Origin of the sequence: Pseudomonas sp. GL-R-26 (genome assembly GCF_019947365.1) — a bacterium.
Classification (GTDB): Bacteria; Pseudomonadota; Gammaproteobacteria; order Pseudomonadales; family Pseudomonadaceae; genus Aquipseudomonas.
Window position 1 is genome coordinate 1 of the sequence record NZ_JAGYGI010000041.1, and the last position, 16,691, is coordinate 16,691.

Consider the following 16,691-nt stretch of genomic DNA (forward strand, 5'->3'; position numbering starts at 1 on the left):
GCCCCTCCCCACCCACGTACGCATTGTCGAAGTCGGCCCACGCGATGGCCTGCAAAATGAAGCCCAACCCATCAGTGTTACCGACAAAGTGCAACTGGTCGACGCGCTGACCGCAGCCGGGCTCGGCTATATAGAAGTCGGCAGTTTCGTGTCGCCCAAGTGGGTGCCGCAGATGGCCGGCTCCGCCGAGGTCTTCGCGCAGATCCAACGCAAACCGGGTGTGGTCTACGGCGCACTCGCCCCCAACCTGCGCGGTTTCGAAGACGCCCTCGCCGCCGGAGTCAAGGAAGTGGCCGTGTTCGCGGCGGCATCCGAAGCGTTTTCCCAGCGCAACATCAATTGCTCGATCAGCGAAAGCCTGGAGCGTTTCGGGCCGATCATGGAGGCCGCCAGACAACATGGTGTAACAGTGCGCGGGTATGTGTCCTGCGTGCTGGGCTGCCCCTATGAAGGTAACGTCGCCCCGGAGCAGGTCGCCGTGGTCGCTCGCGAGTTGTATGCCATGGGCTGCTATGAGGTTTCGCTGGGGGACACCATCGGCACCGGCACCGCTGGCGCAACCCGCAGGATGTTTGAAGTGGTATCGAAGCAGGTGCCCCGGGAGAAACTCGCAGGTCACTTCCACGACACCTACGGCCAGGCTGTGGCCAACATCTACGCCAGCCTGCTGGAAGGCATCTCGGTGTTCGACAGCTCCATCGCCGGTCTGGGCGGCTGCCCCTATGCCAAGGGCGCCAGCGGTAACGTCGCCACCGAAGACGTGGTTTACCTGCTCAACGGCCTGGGCATCGACACCGGAATCGACCTCGACGCCTTGATGCTCGCCGGCCAGCAGATTTGCACGGTATTGGGTCGCCCTACCGGTTCCCGCGTAGCCAGGGCCCGCAGCGCACAGTGAATGCGCTGAGTGTGTCCGGGTGTTACCGCTGAGTCTGAAACGTGGGCGCAAGCGAGTAACACGGAAACAAAATCTAGGGTTTTGCCTGACGCGTAAAACCCTACAAATTTGTAAGTAGTTGATTTTAAAGGCTTTTAAAAAGTTGGCACGCCTCCTGCTATATCTATCGCACAACAAGAATAAAAAAATTGCGGCAAACCTAATAAAAACAAGACGTAACGACTCTGACATAACAAAAACAACACGGCAGAGACGCAGCTAACAGATTTTTTTGGAGAAGATGTGCTTTTCAGGGTGCTTTTCGGAGTTACCCGCAACCGGACAGAGAATAATAAAACTACCTTCAGGTAGCTCCCGTACTGGTTGGATCGCTCAGCGAGAAAGTAGATCAGCGCTCAAAAAAATACGTTTGCTCTTGATCCCGAATGGGGATCGCCAAAAACAGCGGTAAAGGGCAACGGTTGCCAAAAACAAAAACAGACCGACCCTCAATAATAAAAAAAGAGCACGCGCAACGAAAATTAAAGGGGAGCTTCGGCTCCCCTTTGTGCTGTCTGGCATTCGTGTTTGACACCAATCCCTGTGGGAGCGAGCTTGCTCGCGATGGCGGCGGATCAGTCAGCACAAATGTTGAATGTCACACCTTCATCGCGAGCAAGCTCGCTCCCACAGGGGATTGTGGTCAGCCCCGGGTCCCGCGCAACTCCTCGATACTGATCTCGCGCATCCGGAATTTCTGGATCTTGCCGGTCACCGTCATCGGAAACTCCTCGACGAACTTGAAGTAACGTGGCGTCTTGAAGTGCGCGATGCGCTCCTTGCACCAGGTTTGCAGCTCTTGCTCGGTGATGCTGTGGCCGGGGTGGAGCTTGATCCAGGCGACAATCTCTTCACCGTAGCGCGAGCAAGGAATGCCAATCACCTGCACATCCGCAACGGCCGGGTGAGTGAAGAAAAACTCTTCAAGCTCCCGTGGGTAAATATTCTCACCTCCGCGAATGATCATGTCCTTGTTGCGCCCGGCAATGCACACGTAACCCTCGTCGTTCATGCTCGCCAGGTCACCGGTGTGCATCCACCCTGCCTGATCGATGGCGTCCGCTGTGCCTTCGGGGTTGTTCCAATAGCCGAGCATCACGCTGTAACCGCGGGTGCACAGTTCGCCGATGGTGCCACGTGGCACCAGGTTGCCCGACTCGTCGATGATCTTGCTTTCCAGTTGCGGCTGCGTGCGGCCGACGGTGGTCACGCGCAGTTCCAGGTCGTCTGAAGGACCAGTCTGCAACGACACCGGACTGGTTTCCGTCATGCCGTAGGCAATCTGCACTTCGCTCATGTGCATTTCACTGATGACCCGGCGCATCACCTCGATAGGACAGGTTGCGCCTGCCATGATCCCGGTGCGCAGGCTCGACAAGTCGAACCCGACACGCTGAGGTTGATCGAGCATGGCGATAAACATGGTCGGCACACCGTACAGCGCCGTGGCTTTTTCTTCGGCCACGGTGCCGAGGGTCAGTAACGGATCGAATGCGTCGTTCGGGTAAATCATCGTACTGCCATGGGTGATGCAACCGAGGTTGCCCATGACCATGCCGAAGCAGTGATACAGCGGCACCGGGATCACCAGGCGATCGGCCGCCGTCAGACCCAGGCTCTCGCCGACCATGTAACCGTTGTTGAGAATGTTGTAGTGACTGAGGGTCGCGCCCTTGGGGAAACCGGTGGTGCCGGAGGTGTACTGGATGTTTACCGGCTGATCGAAATGCAGGCTGTCCTGGCGCTCATGCAGTTGCTCGACCGTCACGCTGTCCGCCAGATCGGCCAGTTGCGACCATGGCAGGAACCCAGAAGGTGGCTGCGCATCCAGGCTGATGACGCCACGCAGTTCCGGCAGGCGTTCACTGTGCAGTTTGCCGATGGATTGCTCGGCCAATTCCGGCACGAGGCCTTGCAACATAGCGTGGTAGTTGGAGCTCTTGAACGCCCCGGCGCACACCAGCCATTGGCAGCCGGACTGCTTCAGCACGTATTCGAGTTCAGAACTGCGATAGGCGGGGTTGATGTTGACCAGGATCACACCGATTTTCGCCGTGGCGATCTGTGTGATGCACCACTGCGCGCAGTTCGGCGCCCAGATGCCGAGGCGGTCACCGGCTTGCAGCCCCAATGCCAGCAGCGCCCTGGCGTGCAGGTTCGCGGCGTCCGCCAGTTGTTGCCAGGTGTAACGCAGCTGTTGGTGGCGCACCACCAGCGCCTCCCCGTCCTGGTACTGCGCAACTGTGTTGTCGAATGCCTGGCCAATGGTCATCGCCAGCAAGGCTTTGTCCTGGGAACCTCGGGTGTAACTGCGTTGCGGGCTTGCACTGGGTTGATCCATGACGACCCCTATTGTCTTTATTAATGGGCTACCGGCGGTCCCACAGGCGTGGTCCGCGTTCTATCTTGAACTGGCTCTACTCTCGCTCAAGTTGACGTTAACGTAAAGGGTGATTGACAGCCATTCGTCACAGGCTTACGTTAACGTAAAGGTGAGAACCCATTGACAGTCTCACCAACCGACAAAAAAGCCAAAAGGTGACCCATGAGCTATCCATCCCTGAATTTTGCCCTCGGTGAAACCATCGACATGCTGCGCGATCAGGTTCAGTCCTTCGTCGCCAAAGAGATCGCCCCGCGCGCCGCTCAGATCGACATCGACAACCTGTTCCCCGCCGACCTGTGGCGCAAGTTCGGCGACATGGGCCTTTTGGGCATTACCGTGCCGGAAGAGTACGGCGGTGCCGGCCTGGGTTACCTTGCCCACGTGGTGGCCATGGAAGAAATCAGCCGTGGCTCGGCTTCGGTGGCGCTGTCCTACGGCGCGCACTCCAACCTGTGCGTCAACCAGATCAACCGCAACGGCAACCACGAACAGAAATCCAAGTACCTGCCCAAGCTGATCAGCGGCGAGCACATCGGCGCCCTGGCCATGAGCGAGCCGAATGCCGGTTCCGACGTGGTGTCGATGAAACTGCGCGCCGAGAAACGCGGCGACAAGTACGTGCTCAACGGCAGCAAGACCTGGATCACCAACGGTCCGGACGCCAACACCTACGTGATCTACGCCAAGACCGATCTGGAAAAAGGCCCTCATGGCATCACCGCCTTCATCGTCGAGCGCGACTGGAAAGGCTTCAGCCGCAGCAACAAATTCGACAAGCTCGGCATGCGCGGTTCGAACACCTGCGAGCTGTTCTTCGATGACGTCGAAGTGCCGGAAGAAAACATCCTCGGCGTACTCAACGGCGGCGTGAAAGTGCTGATGAGCGGCCTCGACTACGAGCGCGTTGTCCTTTCGGGTGGCCCGACCGGGATCATGCAGGCGTGCATGGACCTGATCGTGCCGTACATCCACGACCGCAAGCAGTTCGGCCAAAGCATCGGCGAATTCCAGCTGATCCAAGGCAAGGTCGCCGACATGTACACCCAACTCAACGCCAGCCGCGCCTACCTGTACGCCGTGGCCCAGGCCTGCGAGCGCGGCGAAACCACGCGCAAGGACGCCGCCGGCGTGATCCTCTACAGCGCCGAATGCGCCACGCAAATGGCCCTCGACGCGATCCAGATTCTCGGCGGCAACGGCTACATCAATGAATTCCCGGCCGGCCGCCTGTTGCGTGACGCCAAGCTGTACGAAATCGGCGCGGGCACCAGTGAGATCCGTCGCATGCTGATCGGTCGCGAACTGTTTAACGAGACGAAATGAATTTCGTCAGCTGCAAGCGGCAAGCTTCAAGCGACAAGCAGAAGCGATCCTCTTGCAGCTTGAAGCTTGCCGCTCAAAGCTGCTTACGGAGTAAGCCATGATCCTGCATACCCAGCTCAACCCCCGTTCAGCGGAGTTCGCCACCAACAGTGCGGCGATGCTCAAGCAGGTCGACGCGTTGCACACCCTGCTCGCCCAAGTGGCGCAGGGTGGCGGCCCGAAGGCTCAGGAACGCCACACCTCGCGGGGCAAGCTGCTGCCTCGCGAGCGCATCAACCGCTTGCTTGATCCGGGTTCGCCGTTTCTGGAGATCAGCCAACTGGCTGCGTACGAGGTGTATGGCGAAGACGTTCCGGCAGCTGGCGTGATTGCCGGGATCGGCCGTGTGGAAGGCGTCGAGTGCATGATCGTCGCCAACGACGCCACGGTGAAAGGTGGATCGTATTACCCGCTGACCGTGAAAAAGCACCTGCGCGCCCAGACCATCGCCCAGCAGAACCGTCTGCCGTGCATCTATCTGGTGGATTCGGGCGGCGCCAACCTGCCGCGCCAGGATGAAGTGTTTCCGGACCGCGAGCACTTCGGGCGGATCTTCTTCAATCAGGCCAACATGAGCGCCATGGGCATTCCGCAGATTGCCGTGGTCATGGGTTCCTGCACCGCTGGCGGCGCCTATGTACCGGCGATGGCCGACGAAGCGATCATGGTCCGCGAGCAAGCGACGATCTTCCTCGCCGGCCCACCGCTGGTGAAAGCCGCGACCGGTGAGGTGGTCAGTGCCGAAGACCTCGGCGGGGCCGATGTACATTGCAAGATTTCCGGGGTGGCCGACCATTACGCCGAGAGCGATGAACACGCCCTGGCACTGGCACGCCGCAGCGTCGCCAATCTCAACTGGCGCAAGCAAGGTGAGGTTCAGCAACGTACGCCGATCGCCCCGCTGTACAGCAGTGACGAGTTGTACGGCGTGGTCCCGGCCGACGCCAAGCAACCGTTCGACGTGCGCGAAGTGATTGCGCGGCTGGTGGATGGTTCGGTGTTCGACGAGTTCAAGGCGCTGTTCGGGACAACGCTGGTCTGCGGTTTTGCCTACCTGCATGGTTACCCGATCGCGATCCTCGCCAACAACGGCATCCTGTTCGCTGAAGCGGCGCAGAAAGGCGCGCACTTCATCGAACTGGCGTGCCAGCGCGGCATCCCGCTGCTGTTTCTGCAGAACATCACCGGCTTCATGGTCGGCCAGAAGTACGAAGCCGGCGGCATCGCCAAGCACGGCGCAAAACTGGTGACGGCTGTGGCATGCGCCAAGGTGCCGAAGTTCACCGTGATCATCGGCGGCAGTTTCGGCGCCGGTAACTATGGCATGTGCGGGCGCGCCTACGATCCGCGCTTCTTGTGGATGTGGCCGAATGCGCGCATCGGCGTGATGGGTGCCGAACAGGCGGCCGGCGTGCTGGTGCAGGTCAAGCGCGAACAGGCTGAACGCAGCGGCCAGGGTTTCAGCGCCGAGCAGGAAGCCGAGATCAAGCAACCGATCCTCGACCAATACGAAGAACAGGGTCACCCCTACTATTCCAGCGCGCGCCTGTGGGACGACGGTGTCATCGACCCGGCCCAGACCCGCGACGTACTGGCCCTGGCCTTGTCCGCGTCGTTGAACGCGCCAATCGAACCGAGCCGCTTCGGCGTGTTCCGGATGTGATCGGGAGAAGAACATGAGCGACTTCAACACCCTCGAACTGCTGACCGACCCCCGGGGGTTTGCCACCCTTTGGCTCAGCCGTGAAGAAAAAAACAACGCCTTCAATGCCGAAATGATCCGCGAACTGATCCTTGCCCTCGACAAAGTCGCGAGCGATGCCAGCCTGCGGTTCCTGATCGTGCGTGGTCGCGGCAAGCATTTCAGCGCCGGCGCCGACCTTGCCTGGATGCAGCAATCGGCCGAACTCGATTACGCCACCAACCTCGATGACGCCCGGGAGCTGGCGGAGTTGATGTACAACCTGGCCAAACTGAAAGTCCCGACCCTGGCGGTGGTGCAAGGCGCAGCCTTTGGTGGCGCCCTGGGCCTGATCAGTTGCTGCGACATGGCCATCGGCGCCGATGATGCGCAGTTCTGCCTCTCGGAAGTGCGCATCGGCCTGGCGCCAGCGGTGATCAGCCCGTTCGTGGTGCAAGCCATTGGCGAGCGCGCGACCCGTCGCTATGCCTTGACCGCCGAGCGTTTCGGTGGGCAACGGGCACGGGAAATCGGTTTGTTGTCGGAGAGTTATGCAAGTGCCGAGCTGGAACAGAAAGTCGAGCAATGGATCGACAATCTGCTGCTCAACAGTCCGGCCGCGATGCGCGCCAGCAAGGATCTGTTGCGCGAAGTCGGCGACGGCTCACTGACCCCGGCATTGCGCCGATACACCGAAAACGCCATCGCCCGCATCCGCGTCAGCCCCGAAGGCCAGGAAGGCCTGCGCGCCTTCCTGCAAAAACGTCCGCCGAGCTGGCAAGCCGAAACCACCAAGGAGCCCCGTTGATGAGCGCACCTGTCCTCACCACCCTGCTGGTGGCCAACCGTGGCGAAATCGCTTGCCGTGTGATGCGTACCGCCAAGGCCCTGGGCATGACCACCGTGGCCGTGCACAGCGCCACCGACCGTGACGCCCGGCACAGTCGCGAAGCCGACATTCGGGTCGACCTCGGCGGCAGCAAAGCCGCCGACAGTTATCTGCAGATCGACAAACTGATCGCTGCCGCCAAGGTCAGCGGCGCCCAGGCGATTCACCCCGGCTATGGCTTTTTGTCGGAGAACGCCGGGTTCGCCCGCGCCATCGAAAACGCCGGCCTGATCTTCCTCGGCCCGCCCGCCTCGGCCATCGACGCCATGGGCAGCAAGTCTGCCGCCAAAGCCTTGATGGAAACCGCCGGCGTGCCACTGGTGCCCGGTTATCACGGCGAAGCGCAGGACCTGGAAACCTTCCGCGCCGCCTGCGACCGCATCGGCTACCCGGTGTTGCTCAAGGCCACGGCCGGTGGTGGCGGCAAAGGCATGAAAGTGGTCGAGGACGTCAGCCAACTGGCCGAAGCCCTGGCCTCGGCCCAGCGTGAGGCGCAATCGTCGTTCGGCGATTCGCGGATGCTGGTGGAGAAATATCTGCTCAAGCCACGTCACGTGGAAATCCAGATTTTCGCCGACCAGCACGGCAACTGCCTGTACCTCAACGAACGTGACTGCTCGATTCAACGCCGTCACCAGAAAGTCGTCGAAGAAGCCCCGGCGCCAGGACTGAGCCCGGAGTTGCGGCGTGCCATGGGTGAAGCCGCTGTCCGTTCGGCCCAGGCCATCGGTTATGTCGGTGCCGGCACCGTGGAATTTTTGCTGGATGCGCGCGGCGAGTTCTTCTTCATGGAGATGAACACCCGCCTGCAAGTGGAACACCCGGTCACCGAAGCCATCACTGGCCTCGACCTGGTGGCCTGGCAGATTCGCGTGGCACGGGGCGAAGCCTTGCCCATGACTCAGGACCAGGTACCGCTGGTGGGCCACGCGATCGAAGTGCGGCTGTATGCCGAAGACCCGGGTAATGATTTCCTGCCGGCGACCGGTCGTCTGGAGTTGTATCGCGAATCCGCCCAAGGGCCGGGGCGTCGAGTGGACAGCGGCGTTGAAGAAGGCGACGAGATCTCGCCGTTCTACGATCCGATGCTCGGCAAGTTGATTGCCTGGGGCGAAGATCGTGAACAGGCGCGCTTGCGCCTGCTGAGCATGCTCGACGAATTCGCCATTGGCGGGCTGAAGACCAACATCAATTTCCTGCGACGCATCATCGGCCACCCGGCATTTGCCGCTGCTGAACTGGATACCGGCTTCATTCCGCGCTATCAGGAGCAGTTGCTGCCGGCGCCAGCGGAACTCAGCGATGATTTCTGGCAGGCCGCCGCCCAGGCGTTTGCCCAGAGCCAGCCGCCTGCCACCCGCGCCGATGACCCGAGTTCGCCGTGGGCGACGGGTAACGGGCTGCGCGCTGGATTGCCGAGAGAAATCACCCTTCACCTGAGCTGTGAAGGCCAGGACCGGGCGCTGACGCTGGGCGACATCAATGCCCACAGCGCTCGGCTCAAGGGCGAACATCTGCTGACCGAACAGGCGGGTGTGCGCCGTCAACACCGCGCGATACGCCGTGGCGAACATGTGTATTTGCAGTGGGATGGCGAGTTGCACCGCATCAAGGCTTACGACCCGATCAGCGCCGTCGAGGCCAGCCACAGTCATCAGGGCGGGCTGACCGCCCCCATGAACGGCAGCATCGTCCGGGTGTTGGTGGAAGCCGGGCAATCGGTCGAAGCCGGGGCGCAATTGGTGGTACTGGAAGCGATGAAGATGGAGCACAGCATCCGCGCGCCCCACGCCGGGGTGATCAAGGCGCTGTATTGCCAGGAAGGCGAAATGGTCAGCGAAGGCAGTGCACTGGTCGAACTGGAAGAAGCGTGAAATGAAGATCGGTCCTACGCATCGCGAGGACCGATCTGATCAGAACTTGGCCGTTGCCTGAACCACTACGCCGATGATTCGACATTCTTCGGTGTACAAGGCTTTCGGATACGTCGGATTGAGCGGGACCAGATAACGCTGCCCGCCCTCTTCGATGAGCTTGCGGAACGTGGCTTCGGTGCTGTCCGGCCACTGGGCAATGACCAGTTTGCCAGGCTCGGCATCCACCGCCGGGTCCACTAGGATCAGCATGCCTTCCGGGATGCTGATGCCATTAGGTGCGGTCATCGCATCGCCTGCCACTCTCAACCAGAATGCCGGCCCCCGGGCGTGGTAATCGGACAGTTCAAAGTGCCCTTTTCCATACACCGCAACCTCGCCGTCGCGCACTTCGGCAGGTTCGCGCCAGTCACTGACCGGGTAGCGAAAGTACGGGTTGTACTTTTGTGTCAGGGGAATTTCGTCGTCCGTTGACACCTGCGGTTCCCGGATCACCAGCGCCACTTCGAGAAACTCAAGGCCCAGCGCCCGCAGCACACGGTTCATGTCTTCGATGCCGGGCTCACGACGTTTGTTGAGCCAGTGGCCAATGCCGCCCTGGGACATCCCGAGGCGCTCGGCGAGTATCTCTTGAGTGATTTTGAGCTCACTCATTTTGGCCTTGACCAATTCAATCCATTTATCCATGTGCGGCACGATACGTGGGCGACTCCAGCCATCAAAACACAAAATGTAGTATTTAAATTGTCGTCACAAATACAGTTCGTATTAGGATCAATCCACGGATCTGAATCTAACACGGAGCTTGCCATCGCCATGAACCAACCCACCAATGACCGCCCGGACATGCAAATCGACAACACCTTCACCTCGCCCCTGGACTCTGCGGCGGCACAACGCGCGCTGGACTATTACTTGAAACCAGCTATTTCAGAGGAAGTGGCCGAGCCGCGTTTTTTTGATGTGAACCGCAATATCAGCGGCGAAGAGGCGCTGGTCCATGCTCTGGACCTGTTGCGCTGCGCTGCCGCCACCGCGTACGAGTCAGCCAGTCACCTGCAAGGCGCAAACCGCGACCTGGCGTTTTCGACGGTGCACATGATCGACATGGCCAAGGCGATGGTCGATCGATCACTGGAGAAGTATGAAAACGGTTGAGGTGAGAAGGCAAATCGAGAGGACAGGAAAGAGTTTTCCTTTCGCGCAGGTAAAAACGCTTGACCTTCAAACGAGAATGATTATTATTGCACCAACTGATCGCGAGATCAGTCGATGGACCAGGTGACCTTAGGTCGGTCTCCTGGACTATCTCCTCATCAGGCTAATCACGGTTTTTGACCCGGCTTTTTGCCGGGTCTTTTTTTGCCAGTTTTTCCTGGCTTTGACTTCAGGCTAATGAAGTCTTTGGGTGCCGCAAATTCGATGGCGCGGATGATATCAAAAGAATGCAGGCTGGCAGGAGAAGCCCGGCATCATGGGTTGAAACCAGCGACAGATAGCACTTGAGAATCAATCGCACAGTCTCTAAGCTGCGACGGCGTCAAGGAGGACGCCCCCCACCTCTGCACCCCGCAATTTCCCTCGGTTTCACCCCACTCTTGCGTGTAAAGTAGCCGCCATAAAAAATCATATTCAGGACCCGATTATGGCCGTGGCTAAATCCTCTTTCGACATCAGTGCCAACTTCGACAGCGGCAACATCCAGGTGATCGACCTCAGCGACCCGCTCAAGCCCCTGCTGGCGATCCGCCCTGATACCAAAAGCGACCATTTCCAATGGTTCCACTTCAAGGCCAGCGGCCTGCATGTCGGCCAGGAGCATTGGTTTCGCCTGAACAATGCCAGCCAATCCTCCTATAACAAGGCCTGGACCGGCTATCAGGCGGTGGCATCCTACGATCACGTCAACTGGTTCCGCATACCGACCATCTTCGAAGGCGACTGCCTGCGCTTCAGCCTCGAAGCTGAGCAGACCCACGCCTGGTTCGCCTACTTCGAACCCTACAGCCGTGGTCGCCACGACTGGCTGATCGAGCAGGCGCTGACCAAGGCCGGCACCGAACTGCTGGCCACCGGCAAGAGTGTCGAAGGGCGCGACATCCAGTTATTGCGCAAAGGCACCGGTGCCGAAGGCCAGCGCAAAGTGTGGATCATCGCCCAGCAACATCCGGGCGAGCACATGGCCGAGTGGTTCATGGAAGGCGTGATCGAGCGCCTGGAAAAGCACGACGACCCGGTGCTGAACAAACTGCTGGCCAGCGCCGACCTGTACCTGGTGCCAAACATGAACCCGGATGGCGCGTTCCACGGTCACCTGCGCACCAACGCCATGGGCCAGGACCTGAACCGCGCCTGGCAGAACGCCAGCCAGGAAATCAGCCCGGAAGTCTTTTTCGTACAGCAGCAGATGGAAAAATACGGCGTCGATCTGTTCCTCGACGCTCACGGTGATGAGGAAATTCCTCACGTGTTCACCGCCGGTTGCGAAGGTAATCCAGGCTACACGCCACGGATCGAAAAGCTCGAAGAACAATTCCGCAGCCACCTGAAGCACACCACCAAAGACTTCCAGACCAAGTATGGCTACACCCGCGACGAGCCGGGCCAGGCCAACATGACGCTGGCCTGCAACAGCGTGGGTCAGAAGTACGACTGCCTGTCGTTGACCCTGGAAATGCCGTTCAAGGATCATGATGATCATCCGAACCCGTTGACGGGCTGGTCGGGCAAGCGCTCGAAGCAGCTGGGCAAGGATGTTTTAACGACTGTGGCGGATATGGTTGATACGCTGCGTTAAATCCTCACTAAAAACAAACATGACCTATTAAGAGGTCATGTTTGTTTTTCCAAAATCAAAATACACGCCGGAAGAAAGACCTCTATACGAAACCTCTCATCATTCCAACATAAAATTTAGTAAGGCTTAGCGGTTACAACATTGCTATTCGGAGATCTCCCCCCACCAGCATAAACTGCAACCAAATGATAAGGCCTAAGACCACTAGGAACATTAACAATCGTTCCACTCAGCGTTGAGAATTCACCGTATTTTTTTGGCGGCAGCAATATATCATCCCGCCCCCATATTTCATACTTCACAGCACGCGGAGATTGATCCCAGACAAAACTGATACTTCCATAGGAATTATTATCAGACCGGAATCCTGTAGGGGGTTTCGGAGTAAAATGGGCATAGGATGAAAGTCGTTCAGCATTCTCGCGCCAGACTCTGGCCATATCGGCAGTCGCCGCGTCACCTAGTGGTAAGTTGAAAGCATCTCTGAGATCGGGATTCGAGTAATACGGAAAAAAAGTACCACATTGAGCAGTGCCTGTCTTACCATTATCGTAACCATAGCCATAAGGAACAGATGCACCTCCATCCTTGTGGCAATGTACACCTCCGACATTATGCCCAACCTCATGGCGAAACAATTCTGGGGTAGGCACTCCAATTGCAAGATTACTTGATATGTATGCAATACCACCAGCAACATCCCCCTCATGCTGACCAAACGCACCGTAAATCATATCCGGTTCAAACTCCGCTATACCTGCGGCAAAAATACTGCGCAACTCGGATAATGTTTGACCGCTAATATAATAATCGTGCTCAACTATTTGCGTCCCAACCAGCCTCATCGAAACACCAGACACGAGAGAATTGCGTAGTACTAAATTTAGATTCTCCACTAAAGATAATGCATGAGCATGAACACCCCCTCCAACCCAGTTAGCAGCATTTCGCGAATAGCCAACAAACATATCAATGACATATGGCGCTGCAACCTCGGAGGACTTCGATTTTGTGGGTACTGTTTTTTGTTTTTCTACTACAGCATCCGATAATGGGTAATGCTGACGAGAATATTGAATAAAACGTGCCTCACCTCTTTTATTGATCACCAGCAAACCACTTTTGTCGGGTTGCTCAATCTGCGCCGTAAGACTGCCATCGGTAGACCTGACCGTAACCAATGCCCCCACCGACTTATCCGGCATCCTCAAATTCCCGCTCTCAACGGTATAACCATCAATCACCTTCGAACTCGACCGTTCAAACACCCCCGGTTTAATTGCGTCCGCATACAATTCTGCCGTCGTTTTACTCGCCACATTCTCCACAACCCAACTTTTCGGCCCAACAGGATCTGGCGGAGACGAATGCACGCAGGCCCCGAGCAACCCGGCCAATGACACAATCGACAGCGCCAAAGAAACACGCCGCATGAACCACATATCTGCATTTTTGAACATGATCTGACTCCCTGAATAACACGATCAGTGCTGTTGGACTGACCTCATTGGGGGCCACTGCAGTCTTTGAACATTGAACGTGCTTTTTCAGGGGAGCGAAACTGTCAAAGTTGACAGGTGCGCGAGCCGTCTTGTGCAACAAGACAAACTCGCAATCTCATCAAATCACCCGCGATCCTTACCCCGCAACATGCTGTCCAGCACATCATCCCGCCGCACCCAGCCGTGAAACAACGCGGCCGCCAAATGCAGCAACACCGTCAGAAACAGCAGGTACGCCAGATACCCATGGGCCTTGCGTAAAAACGCAAATAGCTGCGCGTTCGCCGGCACAATCGATGGCAACTGCAACGAACTGCTGAGCATCACCGGCTCGCCCGATGCCGAAATCATCGCCCAGCCCAGCAGCGGCAAGACCAGCATCAATGCATACAACAAGACATGCGAAGCCTTGGCCGCCAGTACTTGCACACCCGGCAGATCCGCCGGCAGCGGCGGTTGCGTGGTGGAGAAACGCACCACCAGCCGCACGATCACCAGCAGCAAGATCGCGACGCCCAAGGGTTTGTGCAGATGAATCAGCCATTCATGCCGCTCAGAGACTGAGGCAACCATACCGGCGCCGATAAACAGCATGGCGATGATCATCAGCGCCATCAGCCAGTGCAGCAGACGCGCCAATGGAGCGAAGTGGTTCGGTTGAGTGCTCATTGCTGGGCCTCCTGTTTGGCGGCGGGCAACTGGCTGACTTCGCTCGTGCGACGCAGGTAGGAATTGGCGTAACCGGCTGAGCGAGCGGCGAGCAACGGGTCGTCGGAACCTTCGATGCCAGCGGGCAATACCAATGGGTCGTAGTTGATGTCACGGCATTCGCCATTGAGCTGCGGCTGAGTTTTTTCCAGCACCAGGGTGCCCGCGTTCAACACTTTGCGCCCGTCGGGCCAGGCTTTGCTGGCGTCGTTCACTGGATCGCCAGGATTGGCCAGGATGATGTTCAACTGCCAACGCAATGGCCCTGCGGCAATGCGCTGAACCAGGTCTTTCTCCAGAAAATCGGTCCCCTCCGGCGCCGCAGCCCCCGGCGCATCTTGAGCCACCGGCACCATGCTCCAGCGCACGGCCTGACGCTGTCCGGTGGCGCTCACCAGATAGAACGCGTTGACGCTGTTATAGGTCTCCGTGACGTAACTGGCTGACGGCTTGGCGGTCTTGATCCAGGCCAGGAACGGTGCGGCTTCCGGATGCGCACCGAAAAACGCCGGAACCGCGGTCGGGTTCGGCTTGCCGGTAGCCGGGTCCGGTGACTGCGCCTGCTGCAATTGATAGAACGCCTCGGGCGTGCCGACCGGGAACACCGGCATGCTGTTCATCCCGGTGCGCCATTGCTGGCCGTTGGCCTGATTGAAGCGCAATGCCAAGCTGCGGATCGGCACGGCACTGTCCGGTGCATAGGGGTTTCCGGCCGGCAAGGCAAAACGCCCGACCACCGGCGTCCGCGCTTCGTTGAACACCTGGGCGGTGGAATAGCTGCGCGCCTCACCGCTGCTCTCGAAATGCCCGATCACGCACACGCCTTTGGAATGGTTGCGACGGAAACCCGGATGCACGCCGTTGTTGGTTTCCAGCACGTTGATCAGTTTCTTCGGGGTCAGGCGCTGTGGGTCAAAGGTGCCGTTGACGTAGGCAAACGCCCCAGCCACAACGGCAACGACCACGGCAATGCCAGCCAGGCGCAACGTCAGGCTCGCCGCACTCAAGGGTGGCCGGGTTGGCGGTGATGATCGATCTACCATGAAAGACTCCAGGGCCATCGGCCACAAGTGAGAAGAATCAAGCAGACGAACCCCACGCAGGTTTATTCCCACGCGCGGTTTTTATTTTTTCTGACGTGGAATAACCTCGAATGCCGGGCGTCTTCCTGGTCCACAGTCCAGCGTAGTGACTAGCCAGAACTTCATGAACGATATCGACGAACAACTCAGAGAAATCATTCCCGGAATGCGGCGGTTTGCCGTGTCGTTGACGCGCAACACCAGCAGCGCTGACGACCTGGTGCAGGCGAGCCTGGAGCGGGCACTCTCGAGTTGGGCTGGCAAACGCGCCGAGGGCGACTTGCGCGCCTGGCTGTTCTCGATTCTCTATCGGCAGTTTCTCGATGCGCACCGCCGCTCCCGGCGCTATGCGCGCATGCTCGAGTTCTTCACCGGGCGTGACGATGCCCAGCCCTCGGTGGAGCGCACCGTGATTGCACAATCGACCCTCAACGCCTTCGACCGGCTGCCCACCGAGCAACGCGCGCTGCTGCTCTGGGTGTCGGTGGAAGGCTTGAGTTACAAAGAGGTCGCCGAGATTCTCGACGTACCCACCGGCACCGTGATGTCCCGCCTGTCCCGGGCTCGCCAGGCCCTGCGCCAACTCAGCGAGGGCGAAATCAATCGCCCTTCCCTGCGGAGACTCAAATGATCAGCATGCCCCCCAGCGAGCGAGACCTGCACGCCTACGTCGACCACCAACTGAGCGACGCTGACCGACGCCTGGTCGAGACCTTTCTGGCCAGTGACCCGCAGGTGGCCGCGCAAGTGCGCGCCTGGCAGCAGGATGCCCAGACACTGCGCGCAGCCCTGAGTGGTGCCTTGCAACAACCCTCGAACCCGGACCTGGATCCGGCGGTGATACGCCAGCGCCTCAAACGCCAATCCCGTCGACACCTGGCCAGTGCCGCGGTGTTGCTCATCGCCGTCAGCGTCGGCGGTTTCAGCGGTTGGCAAGCGCGGGAGATGACACTGGCGAGCCCCCAACTGCCGATGACCGATGCCCTGCAGGCGTATCGCCTGATTGCCCAGCAAGGCCTCCTGCCGGCGGATTACCAGGCCAATGACGACGGCGACATGCAGGGTTGGCTCGACCGCTACTTCACCCAGGCCAATCGCCTGCCCGACCTCTCGGGTGCCGGGTTCAAGCCGGCCAGCGGGCGTTTGCTGAGTACCGAGCAAGGCCCTGCGGCAATGGTGGTCTACGAGGATCAGAGTGGGCAGAAAATCAGTTTCTATGTGCGCCCGCCAGGGCCGAAAAACTTTCTGCTGCCAAGGGGCAGTCGCAGTGATGGCGAGTTGCAGGCCGAGTACTGGTCGGGAAGTGGCTACAACTATGCGATGGTCAGCCCGGCGGATACACCGGCGGCGCGGATGCTCAGCAAAACCGCACAGTTTTGAACGATACGCCGACACCGCTGGAAGCAGATTCCCTGCTCTGGTTACACTATCGCGCCGCAGCACAAAGAGCCCGCCCGCACACCAGAGGTGATA

At 59.0% G+C, this 16,691-nt stretch carries 14 protein-coding genes; 9 read left to right on the forward strand and 5 right to left on the reverse strand.

The features are described from left to right. A partial coding sequence (locus KGA96_RS26955; protein ID WP_263287129.1) for a hydroxymethylglutaryl-CoA lyase occupies nt 1-898 on the forward strand: 898 nt, incomplete at its 5' end. Between the two features lie 682 nt (nt 899-1,580). Here KGA96_RS26955 and KGA96_RS26960 read toward each other — a convergent pair. Continuing rightward, nucleotides 1,581-3,278 carry an AMP-binding protein gene (locus KGA96_RS26960; RefSeq protein WP_223515574.1) on the reverse strand — a complete coding sequence of 566 codons (1,698 nt, stop codon included), beginning with the start codon at nt 3,276-3,278 and terminating at the stop codon, nt 1,581-1,583. 204 nt (nt 3,279-3,482) lie between these two features. On the opposite strand from KGA96_RS26960, the gene KGA96_RS26965 reads away from it, so the two are divergent. The 4 genes from KGA96_RS26965 to KGA96_RS26980 all read left to right on the forward strand — a co-directional run bounded on the left by KGA96_RS26965 (nt 3,483) and on the right by KGA96_RS26980 (nt 9,129). Beyond that, nucleotides 3,483-4,646 carry an isovaleryl-CoA dehydrogenase gene (locus tag KGA96_RS26965; RefSeq protein ID WP_223515576.1) on the forward strand — a complete coding sequence of 388 codons (1,164 nt, stop codon included), beginning with the start codon at nt 3,483-3,485 and terminating at the stop codon, nt 4,644-4,646. Between the two features lie 97 nt (nt 4,647-4,743). Next, on the forward strand, nt 4,744-6,348 hold the full coding sequence (locus KGA96_RS26970) for a carboxyl transferase domain-containing protein (RefSeq protein ID WP_223466472.1): 1,605 nt from the start codon (nt 4,744-4,746) through the stop codon (nt 6,346-6,348). Nucleotides 6,349-6,361: 13 nt separating this feature from the next. Then, entirely contained in the window at nt 6,362-7,174 is an 813-nt protein-coding gene (locus tag KGA96_RS26975) for a gamma-carboxygeranoyl-CoA hydratase (RefSeq protein ID WP_085718284.1), read from the forward strand. Then, on the forward strand, nt 7,174-9,129 hold the full coding sequence (locus tag KGA96_RS26980) for an acetyl/propionyl/methylcrotonyl-CoA carboxylase subunit alpha (RefSeq protein WP_223515578.1): 1,956 nt from the start codon (nt 7,174-7,176) through the stop codon (nt 9,127-9,129). Before KGA96_RS26975 ends, KGA96_RS26980 begins: the two co-directional genes overlap by 1 nt. Before the next feature lie 39 nt (nt 9,130-9,168). Here the strand turns inward: KGA96_RS26980 and KGA96_RS26985 are convergent, their stop codons facing one another. Further along, nucleotides 9,169-9,816, reverse strand: a complete 648-nt coding sequence (locus KGA96_RS26985; protein WP_046037793.1) for a LexA family protein — start codon at nt 9,814-9,816, stop codon at nt 9,169-9,171. Between the two features lie 129 nt (nt 9,817-9,945). On the opposite strand from KGA96_RS26985, the gene KGA96_RS26990 reads away from it, so the two are divergent. Further along, on the forward strand, nt 9,946-10,287 hold the full coding sequence (locus KGA96_RS26990) for a DUF6124 family protein (RefSeq protein ID WP_046037792.1): 342 nt from the start codon (nt 9,946-9,948) through the stop codon (nt 10,285-10,287). A 487-nt stretch (nt 10,288-10,774) separates the two neighbouring features. Then, a complete protein-coding gene (locus tag KGA96_RS26995; RefSeq protein ID WP_046037790.1) occupies nt 10,775-11,926 on the forward strand; it encodes a M14-type cytosolic carboxypeptidase in 1,152 nt (383 codons plus the stop codon). Nucleotides 11,927-12,042: 116 nt separating this feature from the next. On the opposite strand, the gene KGA96_RS27000 is transcribed toward KGA96_RS26995, so the two are convergent. From KGA96_RS27000 to KGA96_RS27010, 3 genes are all read right to left on the reverse strand, one after another. Next, on the reverse strand, nt 12,043-13,386 hold the full coding sequence (locus tag KGA96_RS27000; RefSeq protein ID WP_080925246.1) for a hypothetical protein: 1,344 nt from the start codon (nt 13,384-13,386) through the stop codon (nt 12,043-12,045). Between the two features lie 165 nt (nt 13,387-13,551). Then, nucleotides 13,552-14,097, reverse strand: a complete 546-nt coding sequence (locus tag KGA96_RS27005) for a cytochrome b (protein ID WP_223466469.1) — start codon at nt 14,095-14,097, stop codon at nt 13,552-13,554. Next, a complete protein-coding gene (locus KGA96_RS27010; RefSeq protein ID WP_223515580.1) occupies nt 14,094-15,179 on the reverse strand; it encodes a catalase family peroxidase in 1,086 nt (361 codons plus the stop codon). Before KGA96_RS27010 ends, KGA96_RS27005 begins: the two co-directional genes overlap by 4 nt. A 163-nt stretch (nt 15,180-15,342) precedes the next feature. Here KGA96_RS27010 and KGA96_RS27015 point away from each other — a divergent pair, with 163 nt between their 5' ends. Next, nucleotides 15,343-15,849 (forward strand): sigma-70 family RNA polymerase sigma factor, encoded by a 507-nt coding sequence (locus KGA96_RS27015; RefSeq protein ID WP_046037786.1) that lies wholly within the window; start codon nt 15,343-15,345, stop codon nt 15,847-15,849. Beyond that, entirely contained in the window at nt 15,846-16,598 is a 753-nt protein-coding gene (locus KGA96_RS27020; protein WP_223515582.1) for an anti-sigma factor family protein, read from the forward strand. The genes KGA96_RS27015 and KGA96_RS27020 overlap by 4 nt, the downstream gene beginning before the upstream one ends. Nucleotides 16,599-16,691: the final 93 nt, after the last annotated feature.